This is a genomic window from Burkholderia sp. EMB26, from assembly GCF_024730645.1.
Taxonomy (GTDB): Bacteria; Pseudomonadota; Gammaproteobacteria; order Burkholderiales; family Burkholderiaceae; genus Burkholderia; species Burkholderia cenocepacia.
The window spans coordinates 1967187-1988202 of the sequence record NZ_CP078071.1 but is presented as its reverse complement, the minus strand read 5'-3'; the positions used below and the strand labels follow the sequence as shown (position 1 = coordinate 1988202).

Sequence of the window (21016 nt, the reverse complement as noted above, 5' to 3'; positions counted from 1 at the left end):
AGGCAAGGCAGGAGACGACATGACCGACAGACGGATGCTGATCGGCGGCGAGTGGTGCACCGCCCGCGACGGCCGCACCTTCGACCGCTTCAACCCCGCGACGGGCGCGCTTGCGTCGCGCGCGCCGGCGGCCGGCAGCGCCGACGCCGACGCGGCGATCGACGCCGCGCACCGCGCGTTCCCCGCATGGGCGGCGCTCGCGCCGACCGAGCGCCGCCGGCTGCTGCTGAAGGCGGCCGACCTGATGGACGCGCGCATCGACGAGATCATCGCGACCGGCGTCGCCGAAACGGGCGCGACGCCCGGCTGGATCGGCTTCAACGTGACGCTCGCGGCGAACATGCTGCGCGAGGCCGCGTCGATGACGACGCAGATCGCCGGCGACGTGATTCCGTCCGACGTACCGGGCAATCTCGCGCTCGCGATGCGGGTGCCGTGCGGCGTGGTGCTCGGCATCGCGCCGTGGAACGCGCCGGTGATCCTCGGCACGCGGGCGCTGGCGATGCCGCTTGCGTGCGGCAACACGGTCGTGCTGAAGGCGTCCGAGGCGTGCCCGGGCGTGCACGCGCTGATCGGCGCGGTGCTGGACGACGCCGGGCTCGGCGCCGGCGTGGTCAACGTGATCACGCACGCGGCGGCCGATGCACCGGCGCTTGTCGAACGGATGATCGCGCATCCGCATGTGAAGCGGATCAACTTCACCGGGTCGACGCACGTCGGCCGCATCATCGCGCGCCACGCGGCCGCGCACCTGAAACCCGTGCTGCTCGAACTCGGCGGCAAGGCGCCGGTGCTGGTGCTCGACGATGCGGATCTCGATGCAGCCGTCGACGCGATCGCGTTCGGCGCGTTCTTCAACCAGGGGCAGATCTGCATGTCGACCGAGCGCGTGATCGCCGCGCGGCCGGTCGCCGATGCGCTCGTCGAGCGGCTCGCCGCAAAGGCGCGCACGCTGGTTGCCGGCGATCCGCTGGCCGGCCATCCGCTCGGCACGATGGTCGATGCGTCGGCCGCCACGCGCGCGGCGTCGCTGGTCGAGGATGCGCGTGCGCACGGTGCGCATCTGCCGCTCGGCTGCCGCGTCGAAGGCGCGACGATGCAGCCGGCGATCGTCGACGGCGTGACGCCCGAGATGCGCCTGTATCGCGAGGAATCGTTCGCGCCGGTCGTCGCGATCCTGCGTGCGGACAACGACGACGAAGCGGTCGCGCTCGCGAACGACAGCGAGTTCGGGCTGTCGGCGAGCGTGTTCAGTCTCGACGTCGCGCGCGCGATGGCGGTCGCGCGCCGAATCGAATCGGGGATCTGCCACATCAACGGGCCGACCGTGCACGACGAAGCGCAGATGCCGTTCGGCGGCACGAAGGCGAGCGGCTACGGACGCTTCGGCAGCCGCGCGTCGATCGCCGAATTCACCGAGCTGCGCTGGATCACCGTGCAGACCGCGCCACGGCATTACCCGGTATGAGCGAGCCGACGATGAATGTTGAGACGCCCGCCAGCGGCCCGATGAACGACACGGGCGCCGTGCGCTATCGCGCGGCCGCCGTCGCGGTCGGCTCGGCCGAGATTCGCCGCGCCGACGACGGTACCTGGTACCTGCGCTCGCGCGAACCGCTCGGCGATTATCCGACTCGCGTCACCGACTGCCTCGTGCGCGGCGCGCAAGCGCATCCGGACCGCGTGCTGGCCGCGCGGCGCGGTGCCGACGGCCGCTGGATCGAGATCACGTACGCGCGGATGCTCGAACGCGCCCGCGCGCTCGGCCAGGGCCTCGTCGATCTCGGGCTGTCGGCCGAGCGCCCGCTCGCGGTGCTGTCCGGCAACGACCTCGAGCATCTGCAGCTGATGTTCGCGGCGATGCTGGCCGGCGTGCCGTACTCGCCGATCTCGCCCGCGTATTCGCTGGTGTCGACCGACTACGGCAAGCTGCGTCACACGCTCGGCGTGCTGCGGCCGGGCGCGGTGTTCGTCGCCGAACGCGCGCCGTTCGCGCGGGCGCTCGATGCGACGTTGCCGGCCGATGCGGCGCTGATCGTCGCGCACGATGCCGATGTCGATGCCGAGGGCCGCGCGGTGCCGCTGTCGCGCCTGCTCGCTACCGCCCCGCGCACGATCGACGCGATTCACGAGGCGGTCGGCCCCGACCATCTCGCGAAGATCCTGTTCACGTCCGGCTCGACGAAGCAGCCGAAGGCCGTGCCGACCACGCACCGGATGCTGTGCAGCAACCAGCAGATGTTGCGCCAGACGATGCCGGAACTGACGCGCGAGCCGCCGGTGCTGGTCGACTGGCTGCCGTGGAATCACACGTTCGGCGGCAGCCACAACCTGGGCATCGCGCTGTACAACGGCGGCACGCTGTATATCGACGACGGTCGCCCGGTGCCCGGCCGCTTCGACGAAACCGTGCGCAACCTGCGCGAGATCGCGCCGACGATCTACTTCAACGTGCCGAAGGGCTGGGAGGAACTGACCGCCGCGCTCGAACGCGATGCCGAATTGCGCGACACGTTCTTCTCGCGCGTGAAGCTGTATTTCTTCGGCGGCGCGGGGCTGTCGCAGGCCGCGTGGGACCGGCTCGATCGCGTGACCGAAGCGCATTGCGGCGAGCGCATCCGGATCATGGCCGGCCTCGGGATGACGGAGGCGTCGCCGTCGTGCCTGTTCACGACGGGGCCGCTGATGCGCGCCGGGTATATCGGGCTGCCCGCGCCCGGCTGCGACGCGAAGCTGGTGCCGTGCGGCGGCAAGCACGAACTGCGCTTCAAGGGGCCGAACGTGATGCGCGGCTACTGGCACGCGGACGTCGATCCGCGCGACGTGTTCGACGACGAAGGCTACTACCGCAGCGGCGACGCAGGCGTCTTCGCCGATCCGGCGCGGCCGGAACTCGGGCTGCTGTTCGACGGGCGGCTGACCGAGGATTTCAAGCTGAGCAGCGGCACGTTCGTCAGCGTCGGGCCATTGCGCGCGAATGCGGTGTCGACGGGCGCGCCGTACGTGCAGGACGTGGTCGTCACCGGGATCAATCGCGACGACATCGGCTTGCTGGTGTTTCCGCGTGTCGACGCGTGCCGTGCGCTGGCAGGGCTCGCCGCGGATGCATCGGTGACCGACGTGCTGCGCGCGCCGGCCGTGCGCGCGGCGTTCGCGGCGTGGCTTGCCGCGCTGAACCGGAACGCGAGCGGCGGGTCGACGTTCGTCGCGCGAATCCGGCTGATCGACACGCCGCCGTCGCTCGATCTCGGCGAGGTGACCGACAAGGGTTCGCTGAACCAGGCGGCCGTGCAGAAGCATCGCGCGGCGGCGATCGAAGCACTGTACGACCCGGCGCGGCGCGATCCCGACGTGATTTACGCGTAAGCGCACGCACGGGCAGCAACGAGCAGCAAGCAGTCAGCAACAACAAGCAGGCACAACGACCGGCCGGCCACGACACCGGCGGGCATTCTTGCGGCCAGTGAATCAGGTTGCCTGATAAAGGCGACCTTTCATTCGACACCTCGCGCGCCGAACCGCCACTGGCCGGCGGCGGCGCGCGACGGTCGTTGCACGGCCGACCGACTACAAAGACATGGGACTGGAGACATGAACACTTACGTTGCCGAAAAATCCACGGTCGCGACCACGCTGGCGTTGTGTTTCGCGATCGCCCTCCTCGAAGGGCTCGACCTGCAGTCGGTCGGCGTCGCCGCGCCGCGGATGGCGCGCGAATTCGGGCTGTCCGTATCGCAGATGGGCATCGCATTCAGCGCGGGCACCTTCGGGCTGCTGCCGGGTGCGATGCTCGGCGGGCGGCTCGCCGACCGGATCGGCCGCAAGCGCGTGCTGATCGCGTCGACCGTGCTGTTCGGGCTGCTGTCGATCGCGACCGCGCAGGTCTCGCGCTTCGCGATGCTCGTCGTCGTGCGCGTGCTGACCGGTATCGGCCTCGGCGGCGCGATGCCCAACCTGATCGCGCTGTCGTCCGAAGCGGTCGAGCCGCGCTCGCGCAGCAGCGCGGTCGCGACGATGTACTGCGGGATCCCGTTCGGCGGCGTGATCGCGTCGCTGATCGGCGTGCTGCTCGCGGGCGATACCGAATGGCGCCACATCTTCTACGTCGGCGGCCTGGGGCCGCTGCTGCTCGTGCCGCTGCTCGTGTGGTGCCTGCCGGAATCGCGCGCGTATCTCGACGTCGCGGGCACGCAGGCCGCGCGCGCCAGCGTCGCCCGGACGCTGTTCGGCGATGGCCGTACGACGTCGACGCTCGCGCTGTGGGTCAGCTACTTCTGCACGCTGATCGTCCTCTACTTCCTGCTGAACTGGCTGCCGTCGCTGATGGCCGCGCGCGGGCTCGATCGCGCGCACGTCGGCCTCGTGCAGATCGCGTTCAACGTCGGCGCGGGGCTCGGCGCGCTCGGCATCGGCGCGGCGCTCGACCGGATGCGCGCGTCGCGCGTGGTCGGCGGCATGTACGTCGGCATCGTGCTGTCGCTCGCCGCGCTGGCGGCCGCACCCGGCTTCGCGTCGCTCGCGGCGGCTGCGTTCGCGGCCGGGATGTTCGTCGTCGGCGGCCAGTCGGTGCTGTATGCGCTGGCCGCGATGTACTACCCCACCGCGATGCGCGGGACCGGCGTCGGCTCAGCGGTCGCCGTCGGCCGGCTCGGCTCCGTCGTCGGCCCGCTCGCGGCCGCGACGTTGCTGGCCGCCGGCCGCAGCGCGCCGGTCGTGATCGGCGCGAGCATCCCCGTCACGCTGGTCGCGGCCGTGGCCGCGCTGCTGTTGATCCGCCGCCCGCGGGCCGGCGACTGACATTGCCCGGTTTTTTCGATGCGCGCCGTCAGAGCGCGCGATTCAACATGGTCTGGAGACGCAACGAAATGAAGACGAAGACAAGGAATGGCCTGCTGGCCGCCGGCGCGTGCTGCGCGCTCGCCGCGCCGGGCGCGCACGCGCAGTCGAGCGTGACGCTGTACGGGATCATCGACACGGGCGTCGAATTCGTGTCGCACGCGAACGCGGCCGGCGATCACGTGGTGCGGATGCCGGGCGTGACGGGCGAACTGCCGTCGCGCTGGGGGCTGCGCGGCAGCGAGGATCTCGGCGGCGGCTATCAGGCGGTGTTCACGCTCGAAAGCGGCTTCAACGTGCGCGGCGGCGATCTCGGCCAGGGCGGCCGGCTGTTCGGGCGGCAGGCGTTCGTCGGGCTGAAGAGCGGCTTCGGCACGCTCGCGTTCGGCCGCCAGTACACGATGACCTATCTCGCGCTGCAGGGCGCGGACATCATCGGCCCCGACATCTACGGGCTCGGCTCGTTCGACGCGTACGTGCCGAACGGCCGCGCCGACAATGCGGTGACCTACCTCGGCACGTATCGCGGCGTGACGCTCGGCGCCGCGTATTCGTTCGGCCGCGACGGCGCGGGCACCGGCAACTCGCCGGGGCAGGGCACGTGCGCGGGGCAGGTGCCGGGCGACGCGGTGCAATGCCGCAACTGGTCGGTGATGCTCAAGTACGACAGCGCGTACTTCGGTGCGGCGGCGTCGTACGAGGAACAGCGCGGCGGTACCGGCGCGGCCGCGAACTTCTTCGACGGCGTGGCGCCCGTTCCCTTCACCAGCAGCGGCGGCAAGGATGCGCGCACCCACGTGAGCGCGTATGCGCAAGCGGCCGGCGCGAAGATCGGCGCGGGCTGGATCGGGCGGCGCGTGTCGACCGGTTCGCCGGCGGCGGCGGGCGCGCATTCGGACCTGTTCTTCGTCGGCGCGTCGTATGCGGTGAAGCCCGATTTCATCGTCGACGGCGAAGGCTACCGGATCGTCAATTCCGCGCACGACACGCGCGCGACGATGGCCACGCTGCGCGCGACCTATCTGCTGACCAAGCGCACGGCCGTCTATGCGCAATCGTCGTATCTGTGGAACAGCGCGCATGCACGCTACTCGGTCAGCGGCGGCGGGCCCGGCACCACGCCCGGCGCGGGGATGGGGCAGCTCGGCGCGATGGTCGGCATGCGGCACATGTTCTGATTCACTGGCGTGACGAACCGAACGGGAGCTATCTTGAACAGAAAATCTGCATTCCTTTGCATTGCGCCGTTGTCTGCCGCCGCGATGCTCGCCGGGTGCGGCGGCGACGATTCGGTCAGCGCCGCGCCCACGCACCTGAGCGCCGCGACGCCGGCCGCGATGGCGCAGACCTGCGACGCGCTCGCCGCGAAGCTCGCGTATGCGAACACGTCGTTCACGTCGGTGACGACCGCCGCGGCCGGCACGCTGACGGTGGCCGGCAAGCCGGTCGCCGAGCACTGCGTGATCGCCGGCAAGATGAACGAGCGCGTGAGCGCGGTGGACGGCAAGACCTATGCGATCGGCTTCGAGATGCGTTTGCCGAAAGCATGGAACGGCCGCTTCTTCTACCAGGCCAACGGCGGGCTCGACGGCAACGTCGTGACCGCGACCGGCGAGATCGGCGGCGGCGGCCCGCTGACCAACGCGTTGAACCAGGGTTTCGCGGTGATCAGCTCGGATTCGGGGCACAGCGCTGCGCAGAATCCGCTGTTCGGTCTCGATCCGCAGGCGCGGATCGATTACGGCTACGGCGCGGTCGACGCGCTGACGCCGATGGCCAAGCAGGTGATCCGGCTCGCGTACGGCAAGGCGCCCGATCGCAGCTATTTCGGCGGTTGCTCGAACGGCGGCCGTCACGCGATGGTCACGGCGGTGCGCAACCCGGCCGACTACGACGGCATCATCGCGGGCGATCCGGGCTTCCATCTGCCGAAGGCGGCGATCGGCGAGATGTATGGCGCGCAGCAGTTCGCGAAGATCGCGTCGGCCACCGGAACGAACGGGCTGCCGGATATCCGCAGCGGTTTCAACGATGCGGAGCGCCAGTTCGTCGGCGCGAAGATTCTCGAGAAATGCGATGCGCTCGATGGCGCGGCCGACGGGATGGTGCAGGACGTCGCCGCGTGCCAGACGCATTTCAGCGTCGACACGGACATCCCGACCTGCGCGAACGGCACGCGCACCGGGTCGTGCCTGACGCCTGCGCAGAAAACCGCGCTGGAGAACGTGTTCGCCGGTGCGCGCAACAGCGCGGGCACGGCGCTCTACGCGAGCTTCCCGTACGATCCGGGCATCTCGGGCCCTGGTTGGGCCGGGTGGAAGCAGTCGAATTCCGTCACGCTCGATCCGGCCGCGATGGCGTTCACGTTCATGACGCCGCCGAAAACCGCCGCGGCGCTCGCGAACCTGCCCGGCTTCGCGCTCGGCTTCGACATGGACAACGATGCGCCGGCGATCTTCGCGACGAACGGGGTTTATACCCAATCGTCATGGTCGTTCATGACGCCGCCCGACGAGACGAACCTCGCCGCGCTGAAGGCGCGCGGCGCGAAGCTGCTCGTCTATCACGGCACGGGTGATCCGGTGTTCTCGTTCAACGACACGCGCGACTGGTATGCGAACGTCACGCAGGCGAACGGCGGCGACGCGTCGGACTTCGCGCGCTTCTATCCGGTGCCGGGGATGAATCACTGTTCGGGCGGGCCGGCGGCCGACCAGTTCGACATGCTGACGCCGCTCGTCGCGTGGGTCGAGCAGGGGCAGGCGCCGGCCGCGATCGTGGCCGCCGCGCGCGACACGACGAACGCGGTGCCGAACGCGGACGTGCCCGCGTCGTGGGGCGCGGGACGCACGCGGCCGTTGTGCCCGTATCCGCAGGTCGCGCGCTACAACGGCTCGGGCGACGTGAATTCGGCGGCGAGCTTCAGTTGTCGCTGACGTAGCCGTCGATGGGAGGCGGCCGGCGCATGCAACGATGTGCCGGCCGCTTCATGGCCTCATTCATTTACTCGCCGGCATCGACCGGCACGTCGAGCCCGACCTTCACGCGGCTCATGCTCACCAGCGTCTTGAACCGCTTCACGTTGTTGTTCGCGAAGAACAGCTCGCGCGTGAGCGCGTTGTACTGATCCATGTTGCGCACCGCGAGGATCAGCACGAAATCCCATTCCCCCGTCACGTAGTAGCACTGCTGGATCTGCGGGCAGCGCTCGAATGCGCGCTTCATCGCGTCGAGCTGGTCGATCTGCTCGCTCTCGACCTCGACGTTCACGACGATCGTCAGCGGATGATCGACCTTGTCCGGCGCGACGACGGCCGTGTAGCGCTCGATCACGCCATCTTCCGCGAGGCGCCGCAGCCGCCGGTTCACCGCGGCCGTCGACAGGTTGACGCGCGCGCCGAGCTCGGCTTGCGGCGTCTGCGCGTCGCGCTGGACTTCCATCAGCAACTTGCGATCGAACGCATCGAGAGGGGTCGTCATGACGGTGTGTCGAACCTCGGAAGAATGAGAAATTTTTGCGTCTGGGCCATCGATTTGGCGATTTTGTTGACCGGCATGCGCAATATTATTTTTCCAACCGACGGCAAGCGCAACCCGCGCCTGCCCGACCCGACCCGACCCACCCGACGGACCGCCCGCGCGGTCCCGATCCGGAGCCTTTCGTCATGCTGATCGCCAACCCGCGCGCGTCGCGCACCGCTTACCCGAACGCGCTGCGCCGCGTGATGAACATCGCGTCGGCCGACGAAAGCGGCGCGTGGCTCGCGCACTGGCCGCTCGTCGGCCACGCGCGCACGCCGCTGCGCGCGCTGCCCGATCTGGCCGCGCGGCTCGGCGTCGCGAGCGTCAGCGTGAAGGACGAGTCGTGCCGCTCGCCGCTCGGCAGCTTCAAGGCGCTCGGCGCGCCGATCGCGCTGGTGCGGCTCGTGAAGCGGTTGCGCCGCACGCAAGAACTCGATCCGCAGGGGCTCGTCACCGGCTGCTACGCGTCCGAGCTGGCCGACCTGACGGTGATCAGCGCGACCGACGGCAATCACGGCCGCGCGCTGGCCGCCGCCGCGCGCGCGATCGGCTGCGGCTGCGTGATCGTGCTGCATGCGAACGTCGACGCCGAGCGCGAACGCGCGATCTCGGCCTACGGCGCGCGGATCGTGCGCATCGCGGGGAACTACGACGAATCGGTCGTCTGCGCGGCGCAGCTCGCGCAGGCGAACGGCTGGTACGTCGTGTCGGATACGTCGTACGACGGCTACGAAGCGATTCCGCGCGACGTGATGCAGGGCTACGGCGTGATCGCCGCCGAAGCGGCCGCACAGGCCGCGGAGGACGACGGACGGCCGTTCACGCACGTGTTCCTGCAAGGCGGCGTGGGCGGCCTCGCCGCGGGCGTCGCGAGTTACCTGTGGGAGCGCGACGGCGTGCAGCGGCCGCGCTTCGTCGTCGTCGAGCCGCGCCAGGCCGATTGCCTGTACCAGAGCGCGTTGGCCGGCCGTGCGACGAAGGCGACCGGCAGCGTCGATTCGGTGATGGCCGGGCTCGCATGCGGCGAGGCGTCGCCGCTCGCGTGGGATTTCCTCGAGATGTGCATCGACTACTTCATGCTGATCGACGACGAGGACGCGGTGCAGGCGATGCGCGGCCTCGCGGCCGGCAGCGCACGCGACGTGCCGGTCGTCGCCGGCGAATCGGGCGCGGCCGGCGTGGCCGGGCTCGACGTGCTGATGCGCGACCCGGCGCTCGCTCGGCAGGTCGGGCTCGATGCGAATGCGCGCGTGCTGGCGATCAACACGGAAGGGGCGACCGCGCCGTCCGTGTACCGGCATTGCGTCGGCGAGACGGCCGACGCGGTGCTCGCGCGGCAGCGCGACTGGCTGAGCCGCGTGGCGGTGGCGGCCTGAACGACATGACGACCGACGTGACTATCGACGAGGCCAACGCAATGGACACAATCGACGCAACGGCAGAAAGCACGCTGCAGGGGCAGCTGAAGACCTGGCGCCGCCATCTGCACCAGTATCCGGAGACGGGTTTCGAAGAGGTGAACACGTCGGACTACGTCGCGCGGATTCTCACGACGCTCGGGCTCGACGTACATCGCGGCATCGGCGGCACCGGGCTCGTCGCGAACCTGACGGCCGGCACGGGCCGGCGCGCGATCGGCATTCGCGCGGACATGGACGCGCTGAACATCGCCGAGCACGCGCCGGGCCGCGAACACGTATCGCGCACACCGGGCAAGATGCATGCGTGCGGACACGACGGCCACATGTCGATGGTGCTCGGCGCTGCACAACTGCTGGCCGAGCGCAAGGATTTCGACGGCACGGTGCGCTTCATCTTCCAGCCGGCGGAAGAGCACGGCCGCGGCGCGAAGGCGATGATGGCGGACGGGCTGTTCGAGCGCTTTCCGGTCGATGCGATCTTCGGCGCGCACAACATGCCGGGCATGCGCGCGGGCACGTTCTCGACGCGGGCGGGCGGCATCATGGCGAGCGAGGACAACTTCGTGATCCGGATCGACGGGCGCGGCACGCATGCGGCGCGTCCGCACATGGGCATCGACCCGATCGTGATCGGCTCGCAGATCGTGCTCGCGCTGCAGACGATCGTGTCGCGCAATCTCGACCCGGGCCAGCAGGCGGTGATCTCGTGCACGGAATTCATCACCGACGGGCTGCGCAACGTGCTGCCGTCGACCGTGACGATCAAGGGCGACACGCGCAGCTATTCGCGCGACGTGCAGGCGCTGCTGGAAACGCGGATGCGCGAGATCAGCGAAGGGATCTGCCGCACGCACGGCGCGACCTGCACGTTCGAATACACGCACGAGTTCGCGCCGACGGTGAATTCGCCGGAATGGGTCGACACGGCCGTGCAGGCCGCCGCGCACGTCGCGGGCGCCGACGCGGTGCACGCCGACGTGCAGCCGATGATGATCTCGGAGGATTTCGGCGCGTTCCTGCAGGCAGTGCCGGGCAACTTCGTGTTCATCGGCAACGGCGAGGCGGCCGGGCAGGGCGGCGTGCCGCTGCACAACGCGACCTACGATTTCAACGACGCGATCCTGCCGGTGGGCGCGCGGTATTTCGCGGAAGTGGCGCGGCGGGCGTTGAAGGCGGTGTAGCGAAAGCGGCGGCCCGGTACGCGCTCGCGCGCGTACCGGCCCTGCGTCAGCGCATCACACCAGCTCACCCAGACACGCATCGAACTGCGCGACGAGCCGGTCGACATCGTCGTCGGTCGTTTGCGGGCACACGAGCATCATGTTGTGGAAGGGCGTGATCAGCACGCCGCGATTCAACAGGTACAGGTGCACGATGTGCTCGAGTTCGCTGTCGAGCTGCGCGCCGGCCAGCGTGCCGTTGCGCGGCGGCACCGGCGCGAACTGAAACTCGGTGCGCGCGCCGATGCGCGTCACGCACCACGGCAGCCGGTGTGTCGCGATCGCGTGTTCGAGGCCCGTCGCGAGCCGCGCGGCGAGTGCGAACATGTGCGCATACGCGGCGTCGGTCGCGACTTCGGCGAGCGTCGCGCGCATCGCATGCATCGCGAGCATGTTCGCGGTGAGCGTCGTGCCGATGCCCGAGTGGCCGGGCGGCGCGTTCAGCTTCGCCTGCTTGGCGCGCGCCGCGAATTCGGCGCTGAACCCGTACACCGCGCACGGCACGCCGCCCGCGATCGGCTTGCCGACCACCAGCATGTCCGGTTCGAGACCGTGCGCGACCGCGTAACCGCCGGGGCCGCTGCTGATCGTGTGCGTCTCGTCGATCACCAGCAGCGTGCCGGTGCGGCGCGTCAGTTCGCGCGCGGCTTCCCAGAAACCCGGGTCGGGCAGCACCATGCCGATGTTCGTCATCGCGGGCTCCGCGAGCACGCACGCGACATCGCCGTCCTGCAGCGCCGCTTCGAGCGCGGCCAGATCGTTGAACTCGACGACGCGCGTGTTCGCGAGCAGGTCGTACGACTGCCCGAGCAGGCTGTCGCGCTGTACCGGGCGGCCGTCGACGAGATCGACGAACACGTCGTCGACCGTGCCGTGATAACAGCCGTTGAACACGACGATCGTGTTGCGGCCGGTGGCCGCGCGCGCCCAGCGCAGCACGAAGCGGTTCGCGTCGCTCGCGCTCAACGCGAATTGCCAGACCGGCAACTTGAAGCGCCGCGCGAGTTCGCGCGACACCCACGCGGCGTCCTCGCTCGGCAGCATCGTCGTGTAGCCGCGCGTGGCCTGTTCGACGAGCGCGCGGGCGACGGGTTCGGGCGCATGGCCGAACATCGCGCCGGTGTCGCCGAGGCAGAAATCGACGTAGCGATGACCGTCGACGTCGGTAAACGTCGCGCCGCGGGCTTCCTTCACGTAGAGCGAGAACGGGGTCGACCAGTCCTGCATCCAGTGCAACGGCACGCCGAACAGCAAGTGCTCGGACGCTTCCGCGGACAGCGCGCGGGAAACCGGCATGGCTTCGGTGAACGTCTGGCGTTCGCGATCGAACAGCGCGCGGGCGCGGATGAGGTCGACTCCGTGGCGGGTAGGCAAAGGCAGCTCCTGGGCTGTGGGGATGGGGGAAACGATAGCGCGGGTGGCGCGGGGCTGACCAGAGGCGGAATTACCGAGGCGGTTGGCAGTGGGCGGGAGGGGTGGCGAGTACCGATGGAGAGCGTTAGCGGCGGAAGATTGATTTGTGGTTTTTGCGCATAAACATACGACAACATATCTCTAAAGACGCGCTCGACAATGTGAGTGTGCGCACACATATGCCGCATATATTCGATAAAAACAGGGTAAACGACAAATACGTCCCTTACGCTAATCGCGTCTAGACTGCGCAATGTAGTACGACGACGTATAAATTGCGATCCGCCTACCCGGCGCATCGATACCCATTACCCTGAAGGAGTGCCCATGGCCGCTCATCGCCGCCGTCCGTCTTCATCCGTCCGATCGTCCGCGTCGAAACGGGTATCGCGCCGCGCCTTCATCAGCTGGACCGGTGCACTCGCCGGCGCTGCGATGCTCGGCGGACCGTTGGCGGCCACCCGGGCGCTGGCGGCAGGCACGACGCGCGGTGCGTCGGCGGTCGATCTCGTGTGGGGCGAGCACGGCGCGGCGGCGCGCATCGCCGCGTCGCTCGCGCACGTATCGCGGCTCGCGCGGCACGGCCGCGACTTCGACGTGACGCACTACGGCGCGCGCCCGTGCGCGACGGTCGCGCAGACGTCGCCGTACCCGGCGGCGAAATCGCCGGTCAGCCCCGGTTCCGACCTGACGACCGCGCCCGGCGCCTTCGATTCGCGCCCGGCGTTTCTCGCGGCGATCGACGCGTGCCGGCGCGAAGGCGGCGGCCGGGTCGTCGTGCCGTCCGGCAACTGGTACTGCGCGGGGCCGATCGTGCTGCAGAGCAACGTCACGTTCCACCTGAGCGCGAACTGCACGATCTACTTCAGCCCGAACCCGGCCGACTATGCGAAGGACGGCCCGGTCGATTGCGGCGCGAACGGCCGGCTGTACTACAGCCGCTGGCAGGCGAACGATTGCCTGAACTACGGCGCACCCGTCTACGCCCGCAACGCGACGAACATCGCGTTGACCGGCGAGGGCCCGACGTCGGTGCTCAACGGACAGGCGATGACGCCGTTCTCCGGCAGCGGCGCGAACAGCGTCTGCTGGTGGACCTACAAGGGCTCGTCGGGCGCGTACGGCGCGAGCGCGACGGTGCCGGCGCAGAACACCGCGAATCCGAACAACGTCGACCTGCGGATCGTCGCGCCCGCGATCCCCGACACGCTCTATGCGCTGCTCACATCGCCCGTCACGCCGTGGCAGCAGGACCAGAACTACCTGCCCGCGCTGTCCGAGGCCGGCGTGCCGGTCGAGAAGCGCATCTTCGGCCTCGGTCACTACCTGCGGCCGTGCATGGTCGAATTCATCGGCTGCACCAACGTGCTGATGGCGAACTACCAGACGCAGAACACGCCGTTCTGGCAGCACCATCCGACCGCGAGCCGCAACGTCGTGATCCGCGGCGTGACGACCAACAGCATCGGCCCGAACAACGACGGCTTCGATCCGGACGCATGCACCGACGTGCTGTGCGAGGACTGCACGTTCAACACCGGCGACGACTGCATCGCGATCAAGTCGGGCAAGGACCGCGACACCGAATACGGGCCCGCGAAGCGGCACCTGATCCGCAACTGCACGATGAACAGCGGGCACGGCGGGATTACGCTCGGCAGCGAGATGGGCGGCGGCGTCGAGCAGATCTATGCGTCCAACCTGTCGATGCTGAACGCGAACTGGCAGACCAACCCGCTGAACATCGCGATCCGCGTGAAGACCAACATGAACCGCGGCGGCTACGTGAAGGATTTCCACGTGAAGGGCGTCACGCTGCCGAACGGCTTGACGCTGAAGGGCGGCGGCTACGGCAGTGCGCTGCTCGCCGGCAGCCCGATCAACGCGAGCGTGCCGCTCGGCGTCGTCACGCCGTCGGCCGGCAATCCGTCGGCCGCGCAGGGCGGCATCGTCACGTTCGACTGCGACTACCAGCCGGCGAACGATGCGGTGCGCACGCGGGCGCCGGTCGTGCAGAACGTGACGATCTCCGACGTGAAGGCGAGCAACGTGACACTGAATGGCGTGACCGCGTCGTGTTTCCAGGCGATCGTCGCGCAGGGGCCGGTCGCGTTCGACTACAACGGCACGCCGCCGACGCCGGCCGTGCAGCCGATCTCCGGCGTGACGATCAGCAACTGCGATTTCGGCACGCCGGTGGCGTCAGGCACGCCGACGGTCACGTCGCCAGGGCCGGTCTATGCGTTCAACGTAAGCGCAATGACGTTGGCGAACGTGACGATCGCCGGACAGATCGTCAACACGACGATCACCGACAAGCGATGAGATAGAGGAGATAAAACACGCGACGACGTTCGCATGCGGCCCGGCCGGTGCCCGCGCGCGAACGCGAATGCGTTACGCCAGCGTCTTGATCATGTAGTGCTCGTCGTAGAAGCGGCCATCGACGAACATCGAGCGCGGCTCCGTGCCGAACCGCACGAACCCCTGCGACGCATACAACCGCTCCGCGGCGTGGTTGACCTCGTTCACGCACAGCATCAGCTGGCTGCATCCCCACGCGTTCGCCGCATGCGCGGTCGCGCTGTCGAGCAGCGCCTGCGCGATGCGTTGCCCGCGATAGGCGGCGTCGACGTACACGCCCCAGATCGTCGCCTTGTGCGCGATCTTCGTGCGCGCATCGCGGCGTACGCCGGTGATGCCGACGAGCGTGTCGCCGTCGAACGCGCCGAATACGGCCTGGACCTGCGTCGGCGTGAGGCGCTTCGCGAATTCGTCGACCGGCACCTGCGATTCTTCGTCGAGCGTCGGCAGGAAGGACGTGGGCGCGGTATCGACCGCACGCAGGCGGACGGCGCGGAAACAGGCGGTATCGGCCGCGTCGAGCAGGCGGATCGTGATCGTCATCGGCAGCGTTCCGGTTGAGGGGCGTGCAGGCCGGCGCGCCGCTGCGGCCGCCGGATGCATCGCGTCTATCCTAATAGGAATCCGGCTGCCGCGCGATCGACGCGCGTCGCGCTCGGGGCCGAGCGCGTGTGACTTCGACGCCGCGCCGCGTGCGGGGCCGACGTCGCGGGTTCGACGGGCGCGCGCGATCCGCTCACGCGCACGCCGGCGGCATCAGTAGCGCGACAGCTGATTGCCGTTGATCTGCACGCGGTCGCCCGGACGCAGGTTGCCCGGCGACTGCACGTCGAACGAGCGCATCGAGCCGTCGCTGACCTGCACGTCGATCCGGTAGCTGCTCGGGCCCTGCGCGGCGCCCATCTGCTGGCCGATCTGGTTGCCCGCCACCGCACCGCCGAGCGCGCCGATCACGGTCGCCGCATCGCGGCCGTGGCCGCGGCCGAACTGGTTGCCCACGAGGCCGCCGACCAGCGCCCCGACAACGGTGCCGGCCACGCCCGACGGGCCGACCGAGCCGTTGACCGGCTGGATGTTCGACACGGTGCCGTACTGCGTGCCGTACGGGTTCGCGTATTGCTGTTGCTGATTGCCGTACTGGTCATACGGCTGCGAGCCGTATTGCGACGGGTTGCCGTATTGGTCGTACGGTTGCGGCGCCTGGTTCGGATACGCCGGTTGCTGCTGCACGTAGCCCGGTTGCGAATACGCGGGCTGCGCATAGCCGGGCGTCGCGTATTGCTGCTGCTGCGGATAGCCCGGCTGCGCGCCGTAGTAGCCCGGCGCGACGCAGGCGGTGAGCGGAAGCGCCGCCACGGCGACGAGCGAGGCGAACAGAACGGTCTTCGTGGAAGGCATGCGCATCATGATGTTTCCTGCATCGGCAACGTGTCCGCCGATGGATTCCCGTCACGGGTGGCGAACTCGGCGTGAGTATAAGGAATGGCCGGATGCGCGTCCGGTGCGGCCGGGTAACAACGTGTAAAGTCTGTTGCCGCGTAAATCGCCGCTGGGGCGGGCGTCGAAGCCCGCTGGTGGGCGATGGCGCGACGCGGTTTCCGGGCGCCGTGTGCCGACGATGCGCGATCGCCGACAGGCTGTTGTTTCCACGGTGATCGCACCTGCCGTCGCGGCCGGCCCGGCGGACCTCCGCGCCGCACATCGCGAAATCGAATGCGCGGCATCGCGACATTTAATTGGCCTCGCGCAGCGTCGTCCGATATCGTGGCCGGATTCCCTGCCAACGGTCGCGCCGCGCCGGTCGCGGTTCCCTCCCCTGTCCGCGCCGGGCCGCGTCGCGACCGCCCCACATTCCAGGCCATGACCGAACGATTCTTCATCAACGCCGTCGACGCCGGCGGCCAGCCCGTCAATCTCGTCGTCCGTGACGGCCGCTTCGCCGCGATCGGCGCCGATTGCGCGGCCGCGCCGGGCGCGCAGACGATCGACCTCGACGGTCGCGTCGTGCTGCCCGGTTTCGTCGACGGCCACATCCATCTCGACAAGAGCTTCGTCGGCGATCGCTGGGTGCCGCATGAATCGGCCGGCTCGCTGCGCGAGCGGCTCGCGGTCGAGAAGCGCCAGCTCGCGGCCGCGCCGCCGATCGTCGAGCGTGCGAACGCGCTGATCGCGCAGGCCGCCGCGTTCGGCACGATCGCGATGCGCAGCCACGTCGACGTCGATGCGACGACGGGCCTGTCGAACCTGCAGGCCGTGATGGCCGCGCGCGAACAATGGCGCGGCATCGTCGACATCGAACTGGTCGCGTTTCCGCAGGCCGGCGTGATCACGTGCCCGGGCACGGCCGAGATCCTCGATGCAGCCGTGCGCGAAGGCGCGGACGTGGTCGGCGGGATCGACCCGACGACGCTCGACGGCGACGCGGACGGCCAGCTCGACATCGTGTTCGGCATCGCCGAGAAGCGCGGCGCGAAAATCGACATCCACCTGCACGAGCCGGGCGAGGCAGGCATCGCGCAACTGCTGCGGATCGCGGCGCGCACGCGCGCGGCCGGGCTCGGCGGGCGCGTGAACGTGAGCCACGCGTACGCGCTGGGCCAGGTGAGCGACGACGACGTGCAGCGCACCGCGGCGGCCTTGGCCGACGCCGGGGTATCGATCCTGACGAATGCGCCGGGCGACTGCGCGTTTCCGCCGGTGCAACGGCTGCGCGACGCGGGCGTGCACGTGTTCGCGGGCAACGACAACATTCGCGACGCATGGTGGCCGTACGGCAACGGCGACATGCTGCAGCGCGCGATGATGGTCGGCTACCGGTCGGGCTTCTACACCGACGAAGCGCTCGGCATTGCACTCGACATGGCGACGCACGCCGGCGCGCGCGCGATCGGTAAGGAAAACTATGGAATCGCGGTCGGCTGCGACGCGAGCTTCGTCGCGGTGCGTGCGCCGAATGCGGCGGCGGCCGTCGCGGGCGTGCCGGCCGAACGCTGGGTATTCCGCCGCGGCGAAAGCGATACGGGCGCGCCGTTCGCCCCGTCGCTGCGCTTCACGCGCTGATCCACCCGACCGACGGCACGGCGCGCGCCGCGCGCGCCTTGCACTGACCGACCGCACCGGAACCGACATGACGACCCTGCTGATTCGCAATGTCCGCACGAGCGCCGACGCCGCGCTCGATATCCTGATCGAAGACGATCGCATCGCGCGCGTCGGCCCGTCGCTCGATGCGCCGGCCGGCTGCGCGATCGAGGATGGCGGGCTCGCGTTGGCGCTGCCTGGCCTCGTCGAAGGCCACACGCACCTCGACAAGACTCACTGGGGGATGCCATGGTATCGCAACCAGGTCGGGCCGCGCCTCGTCGATCGCATCGAGAACGAACGCCACTATCGCGCGACGAGCGGCCATGACGCGGGCACCGCGTCGCTCGCGCTGGCGCGTGCGTTCCTCGCGGCCGGCACGACGCGCATCCGCACGCACGTCGACGTCGATACCGAAGCCGGGCTGCGTCATCTGCACGGCGTGCTCGCGACGCGCGAGACGCTGCGCGGGCAGGTCGAGATCCAGATCGTTGCGTTTCCGCAATCGGGCGTGCTCAAGCGGCCGGGCACCGATGCGCTGCTGTCCGACGCGCTCGGCGCCGGCGCCGACCTGCTCGGCGGGCTCGACCCGTGTGCGATCGAAGGCGATCCGGTCGAGGCGGTGGACGTGCTGTTCGCGATCGCCGATCGCCACGGGTGCGGGCTCGATATCCATCTGCACGAGCGCGGGTCGATGGGCGCGTATTCGCTCGACCTGATCCTGCAGCGCACGGCCGCGCACGGCATGCAGGGGAAGGTCACGATCAGCCATGGTTTCTGTCTCGGCGACATCGCCGAACGCGAGCGCGATGCGCTGCTCGCGCGGATGGCCGGGCTCGGCGTCGCGATCGTCACGACCGCGCCGGCGGCGGTGCCGGTGCCGCCGGTGGCCGCGTGCCGCGCGGCGGGCGTGATCGTGATCGGCGGCAACGACGGCGTGCGCGACACGTGGACGCCGTACGGTTCGCCCGACATGCTCGAACGCGCGATGCTGATCGGCATGCGCAACGATTTCCGCCGCGACGATGCGCTCGAAGTCGCGCTCGACTGCGTGACGCACGGCGCGGCGCGCGGCTGCGGTTTCGCGGATTACGGGTTGCAGCCGGGTGGCCGCGCGGACGTCGTGCTCGTCGATGCGCTGACGTTCGCCGAGGCCGTCGTCGCGCGGCCGGTGCGGCGCCTCGTCGTATCGTCCGGGAAGATCGTCGCGCGCGACGGCGCGCTGGTCTGAGCGCCGCGTCGCCCCGGTATGATCCGGTTTTCAGCCGGATTTCCGGGGAGACGACGATGCGACGCACGACCGCGGCACGGGCCGCACGAGGGATGGCGGCAGCCCTGTTCGCCGTGGCGGCCGCGCAGGCGGTGGCGGCCGGCCCGGCCGACGCGCAGCAGGAAGCCAACCGGCGCACGGTGCTGGCGTTCTACGAGAAAGGGCTGAACGAGAAGGATGCGGACGCCGCGCTCGCATATGTCGGCGATCGCTACGTGCAGCACAACCCGAACGCGGCCGACGGACGCGACGGCTTCCGCAAGTTCGTCGCGTTCCTGCGCGACAAATATCCGCAGTCGCACAGCGAGATCAAGCGCTCGTTCGTCGACGGCGACTACGTGATCCTGCACGTGCACGCGGTGCGCGAACCGGGCACGCGCGGCAGCGCGATCATGGACGTCTTCCGGCTCGAACACGGCAAGATCGTCGAGCACTGGGACGTCAACCAGCCGGTGCCCGAGCAGGCCGCGAACGGCAACACGATGTTCTGATTGTTCTGACGCGTGTGGTGCGCGGCGCCCTTGTGCGCCGCTGCCGTTGGCATTCCGCTGCGCTTACCGCCCTTCGAGTTCCAGCATCGCCGCGAGCGCTTTCGTCAGCTCGCTGACCATTGGGTCGGCCGTCGGCCGGTGCAGGATCGCGATGTCCATGTGCTCGATCGGTGCGAAGCCCTGCTTCGCGGTCAGCACCACATGCTCGTCCGTCACCACGCGCGCGGGCAGCACGCTGATGCCGAGCCCGTCCGCGACGGCCGCCTGGATGCCGCTCAGGCTCGACGTCGTGAAGCTGATCCGCCAGCGGCGGCCGCGTTCCTCGATCGCCTTGATCATGTCGTCGCGATAGAGCCCGCGCGGCGGGAACACGACGATCGGCACCGGATCGAGATCGATCGACGGATGCTTCGCGCTGTCGATCCAGCGCAGCTTCTCCGGCCAGCGCACGACGGCCTCGCGACTGTCGCGCCGCTGCTTGATCAGCACGAGGTCGAGTTCGCCGCGATCGTACGCGGCGCTGATGTCGCGGCTCAACCCGCACGTCACTTCGAGCTTGACCTGCGGGTGCTCGCGCTTGAATGCCGCGAGCGCGTGCGTCGTGCGGCCCGCTGCGAAATCGTCGGGCACGCCGAGCCGGATCGTCAGCGCGACCGTCGCGCCCGACAGCGCCTCCAGCATCTCGTCGTTCAGCGCGAGCATGCGCCGCGCATAGCTGAGCACCGTCACGCCCGCGTCGGTTGGCCGCACGTCGCGCGTGCCGCGGTCGAGCAGCCGGTGACCGGCGATTTCCTCGAGCCGGCGCACCTTCTGGCTGACCGTCGACTGCGTCGAATGCAGGCGCGCGGATGCCGTCGTGAAGCTGCCGCAGTCGGCGACCATCACGAGCGCGCGCAACAGGTCGATGTCGAACAGGGGTCTATTCATTTCTGCACTTCTGTGGAATCGCGCATTTCATTTTCAAATGCGTGCGGCGACTTTTAACATGGCCGGGCGCCGTGGGCAATCGCGGTTTCGCCGGACTTGGGGGCGGTGTTTTGCGGGGTTTGAAGGCGCCTGGCGCATATTCAACGAGCGGTATAGGGTGCGTTGCGGGAACGGCGGGAACCGCATTCGGAAAGCGCTACGCTGATTGCCTGCATAGACATCGCCGTTCGGCAAATATCCGAGGAAATACGCTCCGTGGCGAATGCGCGTCACGTAGGGTAAACGCTCGAAATTCCCGGCTGGATGGCGGTAAATCAAGCGCTGTGCCGGCCTTCGGGTTCGCGGCCGCCTCTGCCCCTTTCTATTCTTGATTCCCCCGCTTGCGCTCAAAAATCAAGCAGTCTAGACTGCATCGCAATTTCACCGAAGTCCCTCGTCTTTCGCACCCCGCGCCGGCCTCCCGTCGCGACG

At 69.2% G+C, this 21016-nt stretch carries 16 protein-coding genes; 11 read left to right on the top strand and 5 right to left on the bottom strand.

The genetic code is table 11. The annotated features are described in order from the left end of the window. The first annotated feature begins 19 nt into the window (after positions 1–19). The 5 genes from KU887_RS25715 to KU887_RS25695 all read left to right on the top strand — a co-directional run bounded on the left by KU887_RS25715 (position 20) and on the right by KU887_RS25695 (position 7772). Positions 20–1468: an aldehyde dehydrogenase gene (locus KU887_RS25715; protein WP_258255895.1), complete on the top strand. Its 1449-nt coding sequence runs from the start codon at positions 20–22 to the stop codon at positions 1466–1468. Next, positions 1465–3366 carry a feruloyl-CoA synthase gene (locus tag KU887_RS25710; RefSeq protein WP_200038580.1) on the top strand — a complete coding sequence of 634 codons (1902 nt, stop codon included), beginning with the start codon at positions 1465–1467 and terminating at the stop codon, positions 3364–3366. Before KU887_RS25715 ends, KU887_RS25710 begins: the two co-directional genes overlap by 4 nt. 225 nt (positions 3367–3591) lie before the next feature. Continuing rightward, a complete protein-coding gene (gene mhpT / locus KU887_RS25705) occupies positions 3592–4797 on the top strand; it encodes a 3-(3-hydroxy-phenyl)propionate transporter MhpT (RefSeq protein WP_258255892.1) in 1206 nt (401 codons plus the stop codon). Positions 4798–4865: 68 nt separating this feature from the next. Continuing rightward, the gene (locus tag KU887_RS25700; protein ID WP_043204478.1) at positions 4866–6014 is read left to right on the top strand and encodes a porin; all 1149 of its coding nucleotides are present in this window, start codon (positions 4866–4868) and stop codon (positions 6012–6014) included. Between the two features lie 33 nt (positions 6015–6047). Next, on the top strand, positions 6048–7772 hold the full coding sequence (locus KU887_RS25695; protein ID WP_200063907.1) for a tannase/feruloyl esterase family alpha/beta hydrolase: 1725 nt from the start codon (positions 6048–6050) through the stop codon (positions 7770–7772). Positions 7773–7839: 67 nt separating this feature from the next. On the opposite strand, the gene KU887_RS25690 is transcribed toward KU887_RS25695, so the two are convergent. Continuing rightward, on the bottom strand, positions 7840–8316 hold the full coding sequence (locus tag KU887_RS25690; protein WP_006485043.1) for an Lrp/AsnC family transcriptional regulator: 477 nt from the start codon (positions 8314–8316) through the stop codon (positions 7840–7842). A gap of 185 nt (positions 8317–8501) precedes the next feature. On the opposite strand from KU887_RS25690, the gene KU887_RS25685 reads away from it, so the two are divergent. Both KU887_RS25685 and KU887_RS25680 read left to right on the top strand, forming a co-directional pair. Beyond that, positions 8502–9734, top strand: coding sequence for a diaminopropionate ammonia-lyase (locus KU887_RS25685; protein ID WP_058903553.1), 1233 nt, complete (start codon positions 8502–8504; stop codon positions 9732–9734). Between the two features lie 41 nt (positions 9735–9775). Beyond that, a complete protein-coding gene (locus KU887_RS25680; protein WP_060211061.1) occupies positions 9776–10960 on the top strand; it encodes a M20 aminoacylase family protein in 1185 nt (394 codons plus the stop codon). Between the two features lie 54 nt (positions 10961–11014). Here the strand turns inward: KU887_RS25680 and KU887_RS25675 are convergent, their stop codons facing one another. Beyond that, a complete protein-coding gene (locus KU887_RS25675; protein WP_006485067.1) occupies positions 11015–12373 on the bottom strand; it encodes an aspartate aminotransferase family protein in 1359 nt (452 codons plus the stop codon). Positions 12374–12739: 366 nt separating this feature from the next. Between KU887_RS25675 and KU887_RS25670 the strand changes: the two genes are divergently transcribed. Then, entirely contained in the window at positions 12740–14737 is a 1998-nt protein-coding gene (locus tag KU887_RS25670; protein ID WP_258255885.1) for a glycoside hydrolase family 28 protein, read from the top strand. Positions 14738–14809: 72 nt separating this feature from the next. On the opposite strand, the gene KU887_RS25665 is transcribed toward KU887_RS25670, so the two are convergent. Beyond that, positions 14810–15319 carry a GNAT family N-acetyltransferase gene (locus KU887_RS25665; RefSeq protein WP_258255883.1) on the bottom strand — a complete coding sequence of 170 codons (510 nt, stop codon included), beginning with the start codon at positions 15317–15319 and terminating at the stop codon, positions 14810–14812. Positions 15320–15532: 213 nt separating this feature from the next. Further along, positions 15533–16183, bottom strand: a complete 651-nt coding sequence (locus KU887_RS25660) for a glycine zipper 2TM domain-containing protein (RefSeq protein WP_034203140.1) — start codon at positions 16181–16183, stop codon at positions 15533–15535. A 453-nt stretch (positions 16184–16636) separates the two neighbouring features. Between KU887_RS25660 and KU887_RS25655 the strand changes: the two genes are divergently transcribed. The 3 genes from KU887_RS25655 to KU887_RS25645 all read left to right on the top strand — a co-directional run bounded on the left by KU887_RS25655 (position 16637) and on the right by KU887_RS25645 (position 19618). After that, positions 16637–17836, top strand: a complete 1200-nt coding sequence (locus tag KU887_RS25655) for an amidohydrolase family protein (protein ID WP_006494314.1) — start codon at positions 16637–16639, stop codon at positions 17834–17836. 67 nt (positions 17837–17903) lie between these two features. Further along, entirely contained in the window at positions 17904–19088 is a 1185-nt protein-coding gene (locus tag KU887_RS25650) for an amidohydrolase family protein (protein ID WP_060266845.1), read from the top strand. Between the two features lie 56 nt (positions 19089–19144). Continuing rightward, positions 19145–19618 carry a nuclear transport factor 2 family protein gene (locus tag KU887_RS25645; protein WP_034203143.1) on the top strand — a complete coding sequence of 158 codons (474 nt, stop codon included), beginning with the start codon at positions 19145–19147 and terminating at the stop codon, positions 19616–19618. Positions 19619–19681: 63 nt separating this feature from the next. On the opposite strand, the gene KU887_RS25640 is transcribed toward KU887_RS25645, so the two are convergent. Further along, positions 19682–20545: a LysR family transcriptional regulator gene (locus KU887_RS25640; RefSeq protein WP_006485037.1), complete on the bottom strand. Its 864-nt coding sequence runs from the start codon at positions 20543–20545 to the stop codon at positions 19682–19684. Positions 20546–21016: the final 471 nt, after the last annotated feature.